At 32.6% G+C, this 16,798-nt stretch carries 19 protein-coding genes and 1 tRNA gene; 3 read left to right on the top strand and 17 right to left on the bottom strand.

All coding sequences use genetic code 11. From position 1 onward, the window contains the following. Nucleotide 1: 1 nt before the first annotated feature. From K9M74_03250 to K9M74_03200, 11 genes are all read right to left on the bottom strand, one after another. On the bottom strand, nt 2-2,026 hold the full coding sequence (locus K9M74_03250; protein MCF7798894.1) for an SAM-dependent methyltransferase: 2,025 nt from the start codon (nt 2,024-2,026) through the stop codon (nt 2-4). Beyond that, a complete protein-coding gene (locus K9M74_03245) occupies nt 2,023-2,214 on the bottom strand; it encodes a hypothetical protein (GenBank protein MCF7798893.1) in 192 nt (63 codons plus the stop codon). Before K9M74_03245 ends, K9M74_03250 begins: the two co-directional genes overlap by 4 nt. A gap of 85 nt (nt 2,215-2,299) precedes the next feature. Next, entirely contained in the window at nt 2,300-3,355 is a 1,056-nt protein-coding gene (locus K9M74_03240) for an AAA family ATPase (protein ID MCF7798892.1), read from the bottom strand. Nucleotides 3,356-3,733: 378 nt separating this feature from the next. Then, complete coding sequence (locus K9M74_03235; protein MCF7798891.1) at nt 3,734-3,967, bottom strand: hypothetical protein; 234 nt, start codon at nt 3,965-3,967, stop codon at nt 3,734-3,736. A gap of 5 nt (nt 3,968-3,972) precedes the next feature. Continuing rightward, the gene (locus K9M74_03230; protein MCF7798890.1) at nt 3,973-4,563 is read right to left on the bottom strand and encodes a hypothetical protein; all 591 of its coding nucleotides are present in this window, start codon (nt 4,561-4,563) and stop codon (nt 3,973-3,975) included. A 1-nt stretch (nt 4,564) separates the two neighbouring features. Continuing rightward, nucleotides 4,565-4,774: a hypothetical protein gene (locus K9M74_03225; GenBank protein MCF7798889.1), complete on the bottom strand. Its 210-nt coding sequence runs from the start codon at nt 4,772-4,774 to the stop codon at nt 4,565-4,567. Beyond that, entirely contained in the window at nt 4,767-4,964 is a 198-nt protein-coding gene (locus tag K9M74_03220; GenBank protein ID MCF7798888.1) for a hypothetical protein, read from the bottom strand. The genes K9M74_03225 and K9M74_03220 overlap by 8 nt, the downstream gene beginning before the upstream one ends. A 47-nt stretch (nt 4,965-5,011) precedes the next feature. After that, nucleotides 5,012-5,896: a site-specific integrase gene (locus K9M74_03215; protein ID MCF7798887.1), complete on the bottom strand. Its 885-nt coding sequence runs from the start codon at nt 5,894-5,896 to the stop codon at nt 5,012-5,014. Nucleotides 5,897-5,946: 50 nt separating this feature from the next. Next, nucleotides 5,947-6,309, bottom strand: a complete 363-nt coding sequence (locus K9M74_03210) for a hypothetical protein (protein ID MCF7798886.1) — start codon at nt 6,307-6,309, stop codon at nt 5,947-5,949. Continuing rightward, a complete protein-coding gene (locus tag K9M74_03205; protein ID MCF7798885.1) occupies nt 6,299-6,643 on the bottom strand; it encodes a winged helix-turn-helix domain-containing protein in 345 nt (114 codons plus the stop codon). Before K9M74_03205 ends, K9M74_03210 begins: the two co-directional genes overlap by 11 nt. An 85-nt stretch (nt 6,644-6,728) precedes the next feature. Then, nucleotides 6,729-6,896, bottom strand: a complete 168-nt coding sequence (locus K9M74_03200) for a hypothetical protein (protein ID MCF7798884.1) — start codon at nt 6,894-6,896, stop codon at nt 6,729-6,731. Between the two features lie 293 nt (nt 6,897-7,189). On the opposite strand from K9M74_03200, the gene K9M74_03195 reads away from it, so the two are divergent. Further along, a complete protein-coding gene (locus K9M74_03195; GenBank protein ID MCF7798883.1) occupies nt 7,190-8,188 on the top strand; it encodes a tyrosine-type recombinase/integrase in 999 nt (332 codons plus the stop codon). Nucleotides 8,189-8,407: 219 nt separating this feature from the next. On the opposite strand, the gene K9M74_03190 is transcribed toward K9M74_03195, so the two are convergent. The 5 genes from K9M74_03190 to K9M74_03170 all read right to left on the bottom strand — a co-directional run bounded on the left by K9M74_03190 (nt 8,408) and on the right by K9M74_03170 (nt 14,011). After that, on the bottom strand, nt 8,408-8,830 hold the full coding sequence (locus K9M74_03190) for an NUDIX hydrolase (protein ID MCF7798882.1): 423 nt from the start codon (nt 8,828-8,830) through the stop codon (nt 8,408-8,410). Nucleotides 8,831-8,917: 87 nt separating this feature from the next. Then, nucleotides 8,918-9,049, bottom strand: a tRNA-Tyr gene (locus K9M74_03185). A 286-nt stretch (nt 9,050-9,335) separates the two neighbouring features. Beyond that, nucleotides 9,336-10,763: a hypothetical protein gene (locus K9M74_03180; protein ID MCF7798881.1), complete on the bottom strand. Its 1,428-nt coding sequence runs from the start codon at nt 10,761-10,763 to the stop codon at nt 9,336-9,338. A gap of 92 nt (nt 10,764-10,855) precedes the next feature. Next, nucleotides 10,856-12,895, bottom strand: coding sequence for an SMC family ATPase (locus K9M74_03175; protein MCF7798880.1), 2,040 nt, complete (start codon nt 12,893-12,895; stop codon nt 10,856-10,858). 84 nt (nt 12,896-12,979) lie between these two features. Continuing rightward, complete coding sequence (locus K9M74_03170) at nt 12,980-14,011, bottom strand: tyrosine--tRNA ligase (GenBank protein ID MCF7798879.1); 1,032 nt, start codon at nt 14,009-14,011, stop codon at nt 12,980-12,982. 85 nt (nt 14,012-14,096) lie between these two features. Here K9M74_03170 and K9M74_03165 point away from each other — a divergent pair, with 85 nt between their 5' ends. Further along, nucleotides 14,097-14,846 (top strand): hypothetical protein, encoded by a 750-nt coding sequence (locus tag K9M74_03165; GenBank protein MCF7798878.1) that lies wholly within the window; start codon nt 14,097-14,099, stop codon nt 14,844-14,846. Here the strand turns inward: K9M74_03165 and K9M74_03160 are convergent. Next, on the bottom strand, nt 14,770-15,849 hold the full coding sequence (locus tag K9M74_03160; GenBank protein MCF7798877.1) for a ribonuclease D: 1,080 nt from the start codon (nt 15,847-15,849) through the stop codon (nt 14,770-14,772). The genes K9M74_03165 and K9M74_03160 overlap by 77 nt on opposite strands. A 246-nt stretch (nt 15,850-16,095) precedes the next feature. Between K9M74_03160 and K9M74_03155 the strand changes: the two genes are divergently transcribed. Further along, on the top strand, nt 16,096-16,798 hold a 703-nt coding region (locus tag K9M74_03155), incomplete at its 3' end, for a DUF1295 domain-containing protein (GenBank protein ID MCF7798876.1).

The following is a 16,798-nucleotide window of genomic DNA, read 5'->3' as shown; positions in this document are numbered from 1 at the left end:
TTTATTTCAGTAGGGATATTTGTTGTTTATATTCATCCATTTTTTCAGAGATTGTATCAACTAATTCTAAAAACCCTTCAACATCAACTTCCTTTTCTTCTTCCTCAATTCCTAGTTTAACTTTCTCTTCGAATGACCACCATCGATCTACAGACCAAAATTTATCAACATCATCATAGAACTTCTTAATCGGGAATATTTTGCATCTTGGATCTTTTGTTTTGAAATCTGATTTGATATTCTTGAATTGATTAAATAGTTTAACTGCTTCCTCTAAATCATTCTCTACAATATCAAAACGATTTACATCTAATGTTTCCCCAATCTCACTTACAAGATATGAAAATACTGGATGATTTTGTTTATCAGAAGAATTTCTTTTTTTTGTGATTGCAAGAATATATGTTTTTTTAATTGTTGTAAAAAATGTTTTTTTAGGTAAAGAAATTATGGCATCAATAAAACATTCATTTAAAATAAATTGCCTCATCTTTTTATCATTTATTCTATTTAAGATACCATCAGGGATTACGATAAAAGCTTTCCCTCCTTTTTTCAATGATCTTACAACCCATTCCATGAATAAACCTTCAACACCAAGAGCATTAACACTATAATACTGTTTTAATTCATTATCTTTATTGATCTCATCTTTTAAATTTGAACTACCACTCGTGACATAAGGCGGATTAGTTAAAATTAGGTCAAATTCTTCTTTAACTGGATATCTTAATGTTCCAAGTATTGAATTTGTTTTAAGTTCAAAAGAATCATTAAATAACTTAGAAAATTGTGTTGTAATCTTTGGATTTCTTTTAATTAGATCAGAAAAATAAATTAGCATATTTGCTTTAGCAAGAATAATGGTTTTTTGTTCTTCTGTATCGAAACCTTTATCAAATCCCCTTATATTAATGTGTGATTCTAATTTATTGTTTTTTACTTTATAAAAATCATCTAAGTTCTTCAAAATTGGCTCAAGCAAGAATTTACCAACACCGCACGCAGGATCACAGATTGTTTTATCATAATAATTCTCTATGTCAAACATTTTAGAAACTGCTTTTACTACCTTTAATGGTGTAAAAAATTGACCCCAATTTTTCTTACTGATACTCTCTTTTAGAAAACTTTCAAATAATTTACTCTTAAAATCATAAGAAACATTTTCTAGTTTACCATATCCTTCAAATTTATAAAGTATTTTTTTAAAGACTGTCGCGTATCCCTCAACTGCCTTTTCATCTTTACTTACAAAGATTGTACCATTTATGATTGTAGTTCCATCTTTTTTATTCATAGGAAACAATTCATACTTTATTTTAGGACGAATATTATTTGCATAATATTCTAAAACATATGAATCATTTCTTTTACTATAAAGTTTAAGTAAAGACTTAAAATCTTCAGGATCTTCCAAAATATCTAAATCGCTTAAATACTTGAAAATAAATAACTCGACAAAAGTATAAAGACAATTCTCAGGCGTTGCACCACTAACAGACCAAATATCTTGCCATATAGATTTTGCCAAGTCAGTAGGATCTCTTTCCTTCTTAGGTTTAATTTGAGAAGTAGTTTCATCTATTGAATCATTAATCTTTATTATTAATTGTTCCAACTCATTAGAGTCCAAATCTTTAAAATTCTGATTTAATGCATTTCCTTTCTCGTCTTTTATTAATTCTCCTTTTCTTAATACATTGCACCATACTGTGTTTATAGTGTCTGTAGCAATTAATAATTTTGTTTTCAAAGATTTAGCAACTACTAATTCTTGATTGATTGCTTTTTGTCTTAACTTTTCTGTTCTAAATTCTTTAGGTGTCTTACCTTCAATTAGAGCTATAACTTTTTTATTTTCTAAAATCAAACAATCTGGTTTTTTATTTTCAACACCTTTATATGTTCTTTTTTCTATTAAATTATTTTCTTTCAGTTGTTTAATTGTAGTAGCCCCAAGAATTTTAAATTCCCAATTAGTAAAATTCTTTTTTAATGTTTTAAGATTTAGTTCCTCGCTCATTTTTGGACTTCTCCGTTAGAGTGTTTTTTTAGATAATCATCTATTATTGGTTCTAAAACTTCCCACACATTTCTATGTCCATTTTTCTTGATAGTATATTGGAGATCAATCCATTTACTTTTATCTCCCCTGAATGATATTGTTTTAAGCCCATTAGAATTTTGTGGAGATTTAGTTTTAGATACCATATTATTACTTGTAATAAAGATTACATATATAAATGTTGTCATCTTCAAAGTAATAATTATTACTTGTAATAAAGGTTACATAAATTTACAATGATAAGTACTCTACCTTAGAAGTGTTCCCTTTCTTGCCTCCAAAGACTTTGGTTACGGCAATGTATTTGTTTAATTCTAGAGCTTTTATACGCCTATAGAAGCTCCTGTAGCCTAGATCACCATTAACCTCTTGATATGCTTTAAAGAGTGCAGGGATGGTTTCTCCGTTCTTCTTTTTTACAAGATCTAGTATGTTTCTTGTAGGTTCATCTAGGTCAGAGCTTCCTTTAATCGCATACTTGTCAATCTTATCCAAGATCTTCTTTACATGATCAAGTTTAACATATTTAGATGAAAGATTGTCAGCATATTTTCCAGCTTTCAATAGAATCAACAAACCACTTCTTATATCTCCACGATCATAAGTTTGATCAACTGCAAATGCGAATGAATCATTTTCAAAACATCCTTTACAAAAAGCATGATCAACTCTTTCCTTAAGAATTCCTCTTGTTTCTTCTAAATTGTATTTTTTAAATTCTACACATTCAAGAAATAATCTTGATCTAATTCTGTTATCTATTGATGATAATAATTTCCCTTTGTGGTTAGTTATTAATATGATGCTGTATCTTAAAATGTGTTCAGTGATTGTGTAAAGAAAATCTAGATCTTCAGCTTTATCAATTTCATCGAAGACAAATACTGCACTTGATTTGTTAATCCTATCTGCTATCTCTTTGAATAGTTCAACTCCCTTCTTGTTGTTAGTAAATGGATAATTTAATTGCTCACAAATATATAAGGCAATTTTGTAAGTAGTATTGTGTTGCCAGCAATTAACATAAATTGGTGTGATAGAGTCTGTTTCTTCTTCAAGCTCTTTAATGATATTTTTACATGCAAGGGTTTTCCCAATACCTGAAGAACCGTAAACTAAAACATTCTCTCCTTTCTGATTTTTGAAGAGAGGTTTTATACAGTTAGCTATTGCGAACTGATGATTTTCTCTATATCTTATTAGCTTCGGCTGATAGTCGAAATCAAGAACATGAATGTTTTTGAAAACACATTCATCAGCAGTTAGCATATCCTTGAACAGTGTCATTTTTCTGTTTAACTTAATCCTGCTATTTTATAGCATTCCAACTACCTGAAGCTTTAGAGAAAGAAGAATGTATAAATTTGATTATCAAATTGGGATAACTTTTTTGGAAGTTTATCCCAAACATTCATCTTACCTGCTTTTTAAAGCCTCGGTGTAGATAAAAGAGCCTAAGAAATATATAAATTCTTTGATAACTTGTCAAGTCCAAGAGGATTAAACTAGAAGAAGTAAGATTTGACGAGGATAGAACGCCAAATCATTGATTCTGCACTTGACAAAATACATAGAGTTTATTCTGCAATATCTTCCATCTTAATATAATCTCATAGAGTCATTTAAATATTGTAGGTCTACTTGTCATGTCTGTCAAGTCTAACCTTATTCATTTGCCCAAGACCAAACATCTTCAGGTAAAGCATCTCTTGATGCAGTATCAAGATCATGAATTATTCTTTTTGCTTTCTCAAGTCTATCTTCTTTGATCAACTGTGCAACATATCTAAAATCGGTTGCATCTGACTTTAATTGACCACCTGCAGGATCAAATTGTTTTCCTTTCTCTAATTGATCTGCTCTAGAGTTTAATTCTTTAATAAATAATTCTTTGTTCATTATAATCACCAATCTAAAGTCCTACTATACTCGGTGGCTTCTTTTCTTTTTTCAGAATAAGATTTAAGATCCCATAACATATCGGCTAATTCATCTTTACTTAGATCATTCATCATAACAATAAAGTATTCTTTGTAAGATTCAATCTTTGCTTCTGGAGACAAAGTATCACTTTCACGTTCTAAGATTCCCACATATCTCGGATAATCATATCCTTGCGTATCAACTAAAATAAATTCATCTTCTGTTTTAAGTAATACTTTCCACAATCTATATTCTGAGAAGTTAAACTCTTGCATTTCATTCCAATCCTTAAATGATTGTTCTCCAATTTCTTTCTCTTGATTCATCATTTCAGATAATTCTGCAGGAGTAATCTTCCCTGTTGTTTTACCATAAACTTCTTTTAATGATTCAGGTTTTCTTGAAAGTAAAATCCTTTTGTTGTTCTGATTTTCTTGGTCGTTACTCCCATCTTGAAACCCATCAGTGTATATTTTATCAAAGATGACTTCTAAGTCCTCATCATGTTCTGTAGATTTTACTTTTAACAAGTCCTTTACTTGTTTGACAATAGATTTTATGTAATCTCCCATTTTAAACCTCTAACCAAGATCTTTCTCTTTGGATTGTTTCAGTAGGAATTATCTCCCCCTTTCGTTTTGATTCGGCTACGCTAAAATCAAAGATAGCTTCTTCAGTTCCACAACAACTACAAATCATAGTTTTATTATCTCGCCTACTTGTTGCCCCGTAACCTTGTGTGTGGTTATGACATCGAGGACATTTCCATATTTTTTTATCCATTTTTATCATCTCCAAATTTTTCTTTGAGTTTCTTGTCTATCATCTCAATATGATTCATTACATCATCAGCGTTTGTTTGACTTTTGTCATAGTACCTTTTGATTTTCCAAGTATAACTGCCTCTTGCAGTTCGACTAATTTCGATACTATCTTGTTTATCGTTTTGTAATTCTTCAGCTTCCAATTTCATTGTTTATCATCCCCATTATCGGTTCTTGTTTTTTTCTTCATAATATTTTAGTCAACCATTTTCTTTACATTGTGTTTCATAAAGATCTGATTTTGCATCATTGCTATGGCTTCTTCTTCTGCAATGTTTTCTTTTGGTTTAGTGCTTGCTTCTGATTGTGGTGTGATTACAATCTTCACTAGGTTTGTGAGTTCTGCAATTTGATCTTTAAGACTACTAATCTCTTTGTTGTGCTTTTCTTCTGTCGAATTAAATACGCTATTGACTATGTCTCGTTTTGCTTTCATGCTTGTTTTGATATATCGTTCAGTTGACCTAAGATTCTTATGCCTTCCACAGATTTGTGCGGCGAATACACCTCTTGAATCACAGATCTTCTGCAGATAATAATGTCTTAATGTATGATAACTTAGAACCGATAGTTTATGTCCTGTTGCAGATGTGCTATATTTGTGATCAAGCCCAGCTGCTTTTCTGAACCTTATAGTTCTTGATCTAATTGTTCCAGGACTAAGATGTTTTTCACCAGTGTATGAATACCTTCCAGAACTAGGTGGTCTTCCACACCTCGACATGCGACCGTATTTCATCCTCCAAAAGATGTAATTATCAGAAAGAAGTATTTGCTGTTTGTAAGTTAAGATATGATTCTTTAATCTCTCGATCATAAAGTCAGGAATGATTATCTTTTCTCCTTTCTCTTTGTTTTTTTGTTCAGGGAGGATTAAAGTTTTTTCAACAAAATCTATGTGATCAACTTTTATGCTACAAGTCTCAATGCTTCTTAATCCTAGTTCACTAGCACAGTAATATATGTTCTCCCAAAACATAACATAGTCTGAATCATACCTTGATTCCACATCTCTTACTGCTTGCATAAATATATTGAATTGTGCTTCAGTAATTGATTTTTGTTTTGCTTCTTGTGCCATAGTTTTATTCTCCAGCGCTCACGCTATCTTGTAAATAATAAATGAAAAAATTAAGCCCATAACTTAGTCATAAGCTCCTTTGCGTATGTCGCTATTTCTTGTGGTGTAGCTTTAGATCCAGCATGTATTGTGGCTGTTGCTTTTAGGCATACTTGTAAATGTATATCTTCTGTTAGAATATCATCTCTTTTAGGTTTAGGTGTTGGACTTGGTTTTGGTTTCTCTGCAGATTTAATCTTTTCAAAGGATTTTACGTTTCTAAATTTCCCATTGGGGTCATATTCTACTTTTACAGTGTCTCCTTTTTCAAGATCACATTTACCATATCCATTGTACCAGGTATCTTCAATTACAAAACCAAACTTAGGACCTTTTCTGCTTACAGCAGTTACTTCTCCAGTTTCAGATGGCATTTGGTTTCACCTCTTGAGTCTTTTTGTCCCACTCTGTTAAAGAAAACATTCCTTTACCCATAACTTTGAATCTATTCTTTTTGTCAGTTGACATTCTGGCAAAGATTGTGTTTTGTGGTGTGAGTCCTTTTGACTCTCCTATCTTTAGAACTTCTTCCATTACTTTTTTGTAATGCATTGGTTTGCCAAATTCTTTTAGAATATTGTAGCAGATTTCTCTATGAGATTCTGCAGTACTTTTTTGTTTCTTTGGCTCTGTTTTAATCTCTGCAGGTTCTTTTTTTGTATCTGCATCGATAACTTTATATGGTTGCTTTTGTTTTTTTCCTTTCATGGTAGTTTACCTCCGGGTACTCTATCTAGGGATTGAGACACTGCTTTGCGGTTGGGTCTCAGTCCCGCTCATAATTATATGAGTATTATTTTGTTTTGCAGTTTTCTTTTAAGATCACATAAACCTCCTTTCCAATGTGTTTCTTTAGATATGGTATTACTGCTCCATTTCCTGATTTATTTACAGGTCTTATTTCTATATCTTCAGGTTCTACTATGATCGTCCTTGTTTTAATTTGTGTTTTATTAGGCATTTGTATCGTCCTCGTAAATTATGGTTATGTCTATACATTAAGAGACTATCCTTCTATATAAATCTTGTCATGAAATGAGCTATTTTTAGCGGATATTTCGCTGTCATATCTGCGTGATAATAGCAGATACATACTAGACTTGACTAACATAATCCAGTTAATTTCTCCTCAACAAATAGCAGTTTTCAAAGCTAAATCGATTTGGACTTGACTTGACAAGTAGGGAGATTTCCCTTATAAGGGTGTACAATTTCTGTTACATCATATCAATACATTAATGGGGGTAATGTAATTTGGAATCAAAAAACTCAAGAGGTCCGTTCGGACATCGAAACGAAGCTAAAGAAAAAACAATAACAGATGAACAATTCGAGAGATTCATTAAAGCAGTTGCATTTGTAGAAGAACCTGAGTATATCGCTTTTTGGGAGAACATATATTATTGTGCATCATACTTAGGTCTTAGAAGTATTGAAACATGCAAAGTAAGAATAGAAGATATTGACTTTTTAGCCAAAACCCTCACATTACCCGAACAAAAGAATAAGGTTCGATTTGAAAAGATCATCATTCCTGATTTCATGCTTGAAAGACTAAAAGAACACATAATAAAATACAAAGCCCAAATTATCATAAATTCAGAATATGGTAGCTTAATTCACGATCCAAGAATCATATCCAAAGCAAAAAAGCAAGAAATCAAAGGAGAATATTATCTCTTCTGGAGAATGAAGCAAAAAATCAGAGGTTGTAAACGATACAACGAGAAACACATGGATACTTCTACCATCAGAACTCACTTAATCAAAACTAGAAAGACTGCAGGTCTTGACATGAAATATGGAATGACAAACACAGGTCATGCATTATCCATCCTAAGTTACCATACCCTTAGGCATTATTATCTGCAGAAAATCTGCGATCAGAGGGGAGTTTTTGCGGCTCAGATAAGTGGTCGACATAAGAATTTACGATCCACAGAAAGATATCTGACAACTTCATTAACAGCCAAACAATCTATTGTCAATGAAGTATTTAATGTCAAAGAAGAGACTGCAACCTACGAAATATCTCAACTCAAGGATGAAATAGCTGAATTAAAGACCCTTATCAAAGAGTCTATGATCATCAGCAATGGCAATCCCAGAAATATCAAAAATCAAAATAGGATAGCAATAGAAGAATCAGAAAATTATATGCAAAATCGAGCATTGTATCAGGCTCGTAAGATCAGACGAGTGACCGAAGAAACTGAAGTCAGAAAAGAAGTTATTGTAGGTGAACAATTTTAATCTGATTCAAGATCATACAATTTTTTGCATGTCTCTTTCTTGGACTTGTCCACTTGACAGGGCAACCGAAAACTATATATCTGTCCTATGTTTTAATGATTGTAAGTTTCCCTTAACCAAGATTCATTCCAGAAAAGGTCTGATTCGGGTTATAACGAATTTGGGGAAAGCGTTATATTCTTGTAACGGAAATATAAATGTTTCGCTAATTAACTATCGTTAAGTAGTAAATACTTTGTTTAGTGTTTCTTTAAAATTTTCATATGGAATTTCTGTAAATAATTCTTTTTTAGTAACCCATTTGAAGTCATCTAATTCGTCCGTGATAGTTAAATTAAATTTATATTTTTTGAGTTCGATAAAGATTATTTCCTGCTCTTGCCCAATGAAGCCTGTTTTTTTAGCTGTTTCTTCATCCCATTCAAATCTTTGCTTGATGGAAGATACTTTTTTAATTACAATATGTTCTTTTAGAATTCCTAATTCTTCATATAGTTCTCTAATAATTGCTTCTTCGCGTGTTTCTCCTGGTTCAATTCCCCCACTAGGAACATACCAAACGTTCTGTTCATCTCCAGTTTTATGAACTAATAGAAATTGGTCTTCTTTTTGAATTAATGTGCAAACTGCTTTACGATACATATGATCACCAATAAAAAATTGCCTTTTTTATTTATAAATCTGTATGTAAATCCTTAGAACACCACCAGAATTACACCAAAGAAAGTATCCCCCCTGCCAGACTTGAACCAGCGACCTCTCCGTTTATGCTGATCGTAGTTCATCCGTACCACATTAATGCAGTGGTTATCGTCTTACGACACCTACAGCGGAGCGCTCTACCAACTGAGCTAAGGGGGGGAATAAAAGAAGAATAATCCCTGTTTCTTTGCCTTTAAGACTAGACTTCTGTTTATAAAGGTTTTGCCAGAAATATAAGAAAAAAATTAAACAGAATCAGCCCCACAATGCATTATCTGAAGGATTATCCCATAATTCACGCATTTTTGATTGTTGTATTAATAACAGAAATGTATCCATCATAATAACCTCTTTCTAAACAACATCTGCACAACGCTATCACGACTCTGCCCGACCGACGTTCAGTTCCCTAAACGCTGTTTAGCAGTTCCCAGAACCCTGTTGCTTACTGCGTCGTACCTATGACTGCTTTGCCTGATTGCGTGGTTCTGCTTATTCCTTTCACGTTTTCAAACTTTACTTTCACTGCCGGCAACGTCAAGTTTCCTATAATTTTCAGTTTTGCTTTAAGAGTATAAGAGACTATTCGTTCTTCGTAGGCATCTAGCGTGTCAAAGTCCCATTTTATTATGGTTCCTTTCTTCTCAGTTTTCACAATTTTACTTGGTGCCATAACGCCCAGCCCGTGTGGCGCATGAACATCCGCTATTGCGGGTGCTTTATCAAGGAGTCGAAGATTATAGTATGCTTTATCTGTTCTGTTTTTTAGATAAATTCTTACTTTCATCTCACTTATACCTTCCTCATCTTTTCCCGTAACAATAATTTGTTTTTTCATAGTTATCGGGCTTCGCATGGTAAAATAACTGCCTAAAACAATGATTGCTAGAACAAATAAGTAAAAGAGTGACCGATAATTTTCAATCACCGTTACTACTGCAGTTTCATTTGGCGCTAGTATCAGCGTCCATGATCGATCAGGATTCTTCTCAACAGTATTTGCTTCTATATCTATTCTGGTAAAAAGCCGTTTAAAAATATTTGAGTCTATATCAGTATTTACTTCTTTAAGGACGTTTCCGTTGTTTGTAAGTGAAGATATTTTTATTAGTTTAAAGAATTTTTTAGAAGAAGTTACATCTCTATCAATTGTTGCGTAAGGGTCTACATCATATAGTTCTTTTACTTCGCTAATTGTTTTATTCTCATATACTAATCGTACATTAAGATTATAGGTTCCTGGCTTTACTTGCAAATCAAGAGGTATTTTATATCGTAACGTTTTTTCTTCGAGTGCTGCTAAAGATAACAATTCTTCTTTGTAAAAAGTTTCACCATCTATGATAAGGTGTAATGATTCTATTTCTAAAATGTTCCTATTTCTTATTTGAATTTGAATATTAGCATCATCCCGAGGATCTAAAGGATCATTTATACTTGCGCCTAACGCAACAGAAGCTAAATAAGAATAGACTTTTTCATTAATACTTTTTATATATATATTGATTTGTGATTGCGTACTCCCACCAAATGCATCTTGCACCGTAATAGGAACCACATATAATCCCGGGCCTCTAAAATTGGATGGTCGTGGAGTGACTAAAAGTTCTATTGTCCGAGAGGAACCAGCATCCACTTTCATACTATTTTTTCCATCAATAATCCATTCAACAGGATTAATACTCCAGGAATAAACTTTATCTTCTTCAGCATCATTTGTTATAGTTAACTGATAAGATGCAGTTTCATCAAAGAAAATATAATTTGAACTTTGATTTGTTGGCTGTACATGAACTGATGTCGCGCTAACCATGGTTGTTAACAGCAACCCAAATAAGATTGTTAATAATACTAATCGTGAAACCCTCATCATCACTCCTCCGTAATTGTTATCACGCAGGGATAGTTTATAAATATTTCGTATTGAAACAGTATTTTACAAGAAAGAACTTCTAAAAATGAACTCTAGAAGGGTATAATTCTGCTCTGCTGGCTTGTTTTCTCTACTCGAATGATATGTTGAGCTAAAGATTCTAATTTTTGTTCATGACTAACAATAATAAGCTGCGTTACGCCTGCACTTGCCAATACATCTCGAAGCCTATCAAGTTGTTCTGCTGAAAATCCATCAGTGGGTTCATCTAAAATAAGAAGACCTGTTGTGTGTATGGATGAAAAATAATCATTTAATACTTTATTAAGAGCCAATCTATACGCTAGCGCAACACTTGTTTTTTCTCCCCCGGATAAATTATTTATGTGGGTGTCAAATCCATGTTGAGAAATAACAGGAGTGAAATCTTCATCTAGTTTTACTTGTAAACTTTCATCAGCTAAAAGTTGATCAAACCATTGAATAAAATAAGCATTAAATTCTTGATATACTTTTAAGAGTATTTTTTGCTCCATAGTCTTAATTAATGGCAAGAATAATTCCATAACCCAGTTTTTGATAAGACCTAATTTCTCAAGCTCACGTTCTATTTTTTCTTTTTGAGCAATCGCTTTGGTAAGAAATTGTATTTGTTCAGCAATAATTTTCACTTGACCTTTTATATCTTGCAAAGTTGCTGTTTTTTCTCGTAAAACTTTTTCTGCGAGGTCTAACTCGCGGGTTTCATTAGCATCAGAAACAGTTTTTTCTTGAGCAAGAAGTTTCACTAGTTTTTCATATTCTGTTTTTTTTGTAGTAACCACTTTTTCTTGACGAATGAGAAACTCTTCAATTGTTTTAAGTTCTTCTCGCGCTTTTTGGTTTTCTTTTTTCTTTTGCTCAAGAACAGCTTCTTCACGTAAATTTTTTTGATAGCGTTCTTGTTTATCTAAAAGTTCTTTTTCTTTTGTTAAAATAGGGGTTTCTAATAATTTGAGTTTTTCGCGTCGCTTATTGTTTGCTGCAAGTATTGTTTGTTGTTCTTTAAAGATATGCTCTTTGTGATCACTACCTACTTGTTGTCGACACACGGGACAAGTAGTAAGGGTACCGACTTTTGTCATGAGTTCTTGTGCTGCAGCATCACTACTAGTTATTTCACCATATTTTTGATACAATAAAGATTTTTTATGTGCAAGTTGCAATAATACTTCCTTGAGTTTTTCTCCTTGCGGAGCATCGACTTTTTTCTCGACATCTTTAAATTCAGAAATACTTTTAGAAAGAGTTGTTTTTTGTTGCACATATAGATGCAATAATTCTTCTGCAGATTTTTTTTGTTGCTCTGCAAGTTTAACTTGCGATTCTAGTTTTGCTTTTGCTTGTTGTTGTTTGCGTACTGTTTCTAAGATTTTCTTTGCGGCGTTAAGCTTTGTTGTTGCTATAAGCACTTCTTTTTCTAAAAAAGGTAATTGACGAATACTCATCGCTTCTCGTTTTTGGTATGAATTGCGTTGGTCTTTAAGAGTTTTTATATCATCAGTTTGTCCTTTAAGTCGCTCCATACGTTCTCGTAACGAGGCTTGATAATAAGCAATATTGTTTTGTACAATTTTATATTTATCTAGTGCAAAAATTTTTCTTACAACATCTTTTCGTTCATCACTACTTTCAAACAATATGGCTTTTACTTGTTCTTGCGGGGTGTAAACAGTATAGCGAAAAAGATTAGTTGACTTAGCTAGCAAACTTTCTGGATACCCTAAAAGCGTTAATATCTTCGCTTTAAGTTCAGTTGCAACAAGTATTTCTTTGATTCCATTAATAATTATCTCGCCAGGCGTCTGGTTAATCCCTGCACTTCCGCGCTTTAAGCCTCGAGTAATAATTACATCTTTGCCTTGTATTTCACAGCGAAGCGTAATACTTCCTTCGTTAGCATCATGAGAAAGAAGCTCTTGCGGGCTTGTTTTTCCTCGTAAAATACCAAAGAGTGCAAATTCAAGGGCTAAAAGAACAGTTGTTTTCCCACTCCCTATATCGCCTGTAAGAAGCGTGGTACCTGAAGAAAAATCTATTCTACCCTTATCATAACTGCGAATATTTTCCAAAGAGAGCGACTTAATAAACATAGAAAGATAAAACTAAAGCAGGTTTTTAAGCATTATGCCTCCAGAAAAGCTGAATATAAAAACTAAAAATAATAAACTAAAACATTACTCGTAAGCTTTTGCTGTTAATTCAAAAATATTATTCTTTTCTGCTGCTTGTCTAATGGGCTCTAAAAGAGTGTTAATATACTCTGCAACGCCCATTTTCAAATCCAGAGGATGGAGTTTTTCTTCAGCAAAAGCTCTCTGCAACTCATTGTAATTCCCATATTCAATAGGACCACCAAATTTTTCCGGTCGAGTAATGACAAATGGTTTACTTGCTTCATTAAGGAGCGGGAACATCACCAGTCTTGCAAAGTCTAAAAAGAAATTATCCTTTACATTGCCTGCTTCACAAAACGCTTTGTTAAGTTTCTTCTTAACTATTTTTTCATCATCAAGTATATCGACTTTACTATTTGAATCGCTGCTACTCATTTTTCCACCTGCAGAAAGCCCGCCAATCATAGGATTCATTAAATGTATTTGTTTCGTGTAACCAATTTGCGGCAAGAATTCGCGTGCAAACATAAATATTTTTCTTTGATCAAGACCGCCAAACTGTGCATCAACTTTCAAATATATCTCATCTAGCGCTTGTAGGATGGGATACAATAATCCACTAAGTTTTGGCGTTTCTATTTGCTTAACAACTTCTGCGCCTGCGCGAGTTGCATCTCGCGTGCTAGTAAGCGAACTTAGTTTATACATGTCAAACGTGTAGTCTTTATCAAACTGAAAATCACTTCCTTTCACAAAAGTAAGTTTTGAAATATCTGCCCCGACACTTTTAAGTATTTCTTTAATAATAAATTCATAATAAGTAGTACGATACTCAAGTTGCTCAAGAGAAGATTTCATATTATCAAGAAATGCATGAATATCTGCAAACAGAATGATGACTGTGCTTCCTGCATTTAAGAGGTCTCGAATTTTAAACATAGGTATAAAATAACCGACGTGAGGTTTTCCTGTCGGGGCGGTTCCCCAATAAACTTTAAGATCTCGTTGCAACAAAAGTTCTCGTAGTTTATCCTCACCTACAATTTCTTGTAGGTTTCTTGTAATGAGTTCATATTTCTCTTCAGGAGTCATTATATACAATTAAACAGCATTCATTTATAAATATACTGCGTGCAAAAAGGATTTCTTTTTAAATAAAATAGCATTTTGCTCGTATATGGAGCAATTTAATCCTCAGGATGCCAGACCTCTGGGTTTTGATGATAAACGATTTTGGAAGTATATGAACCGCCTTCGTTCATTAAACGATGATATTAGTAATTTTATTCTTCTATCAAAAGAGCAAAAAAAGATGTATGTAGGCATACCTTCAGCTATCGCATTTAATCTTAGAATGCCATCAAATATTAATATTGAAGATTTCGCAAAACAATTTAGTCAACCACTTACAAATAAAGCAAAAGAAATAGAAAATTTAGAAACAAAAACTGAATATGTTATTAATAAAACAATTGAAATTCCACTACCTAAAGGCGTAAGTAAAAAAAACGCATTCAGTTCAATCATCACATATCAAGAAAGTTATAAACCAATCATTTTTGAAGAAAAAATCCTCGGCGCAGTATACGACATCGAATTAGAAAATCAATTTCCTCAAATAATTCCTACTGAAGAATTATTTGTAAAAAATGAACTAATACAAAACTTTATGCAGTATATAAAAGAAGAATTATATCATTTAAACAACAAAAACGATCCCGAAGTTCCAGTAAACGATTTTTATGGACCTGCATACAACGAGATAACTAACATAAGAACCGTTCCTGAAATCATATTTAATAAATGGTTTATTACAGAACATTTCGTTGCAAAAGATTATAAACAAGCACTCAAACAATATGAGAATCGTATTTCTTCACTAATTTTTGCTGCCAATCCCGAAGAGCTTCAAGAGAATTTGAAATAATTATTTGTTGCATTTGTTCTTTACTCATCACTAAATGTTTTTGTAAATCTACTTTATTTGCAATGTATTCTCTTGTTTGATGCAGCTTTGCAAGTGCCCGTCGTTGATCAGGAGTAAATCGTTTATTATTATTTGGCAGCAAAGAAATCTTGAGTTGTTTTGCTTTTTCAACAGCTAAAAAAAAGGATTTTGCTCGGGAACGTACAACAGGATGCACGCCTTGTAATTTCTCCCAACCACCAAGTGTCCGAGGAGAATGCTCAACTAACTCAAGTAATTTTTTGTTATTCATGACAAAATAATTAGGCATATTTACTTTTTGCGCACATTTTTCTCTTAGTTCAAAAAGTACTTTAAGAATAGAACGTTGCGTATCACTCAAAAAAACATAACCTTTAATATCTTGATAAGAACTTTCTTTATGCTCCATTTCCAAAGATTCTATGTGTGCCATTTCTTCACAGAACCATTCATATTTATGACTTGCTCGCAGTTGTTTTCGAAGAATATTTCTAAGATGTATAAGATGGGCTGTGTCATGAAGCGCGTAAAGAAGCATATCTGGACTCAATGGTCTTTTTGTCCAATCAGCCATTTGATATTTTTTTTCTTTTTTAATTTGAAAATATTCTTCAAGTAAATGTTTTAAGCCAATATCTTTTTTATTAAGAAACGTTGCTGCAATTTGCGTATCAAAAACATTTTTTGGTTTGCATTGAAATTGAAAATTAAGAATGCGTAAATCAAAGCTCACATCATGAAATAATTTTTGAATATTCGGATTTTCAAATATTTTTTTCAAAGGTTCAATAGTTTCTAAGGTAAGTACATCAATTATCCAATGTCCTCGAAGGGTGGAGAGTTGAATTAAAGAAATAAACGTGCCATAGTGATGCAAATTATTCTCGCATTCAAGGTCAATAGCAAGCGTATCTTCTTCACTCCAAATTTTACATGCCTGTTTAAGACCTTCTTGTGTTGCTATATACGTATAATCTGCCATCAGATAGGAAGTAAGTACAGAAGTTATATTTAAAGCTTTTTCAGAAGTCGGCTCTGCATAAGTAACCTTTTTCACTATTGTGAAGAGCCATGTTATCTATAAAGACTCCAAAATATGGCAGCAATTCATCAAAATAGAAAAAGAAATACAAAAAACTCTTCTCAAGCAAATATCAAAGGTTTTCACTTCTAAGGAGAGTCATAAGAGAAGAAATATTTAAAAAGGTGCAGTAATAAAAAAGCTAGTATGGCAATCATTGGCATAGCTTTGTTTGTTGCAATTCTTATTCAAATAGTATTGTTTATTCCAGCTTTTACATACAAAACAGATAAATTAACAGATATGTCTTATGCTGCTACGTTTTTCTTATTAGGTTTGTTGTTATTTTTCTTTAACAAATACACTACCCATAAACTCATTCTGCTTCTTATGATTACTGCATGGTCGTTTCGATTAGCAATTTACATGTATAGCCGAATTAAACGAATGGTTCGAGATGCACGATTCGACGGTATTCGAGAAGATTTCTTTCGATTCTTTGGCTTTTGGCTCTTTCAAGGTACCACCGTCTGGATAATTATGATTCCAACGGCATTATATTTCGCTGTTGGAGAAACAAAACTTACTGCATTAACAATTATTGGATTTGTTGTTTGGCTTAAAGGTTTTCTAATTGAAACAATTGCCGATTATCAAAAATTTGTTTTCAAAAATAAGCCTGAAAATAGAACTAAATGGATTGCGACTGGTTTGTGGAAATATTCTCGCCATCCTAATTATTACGGTGAAATTCTTTGTTGGTTAGGAGTCTATCTCTTTGCCATTTCTGCATTAACTGGATTTAATATTCTTATTGCATTCATTAGCCCAGCATTCATAGCTTTATTACTTGTTTATTATTCGGGGATTCCAGGACTTGAAAAAATGGCCGATAAAAAATATGGCCAAG

It is taken from the genome of Candidatus Woesearchaeota archaeon (assembly GCA_021734105.1).
Taxonomy (GTDB): domain Archaea; phylum Nanobdellota; class Nanobdellia; order Woesearchaeales; family SKGA01; genus SKGA01.
The sequence above is the reverse complement of the archived record's forward strand: the minus strand, read 5'-3'. Positions and strand labels throughout refer to the sequence as shown.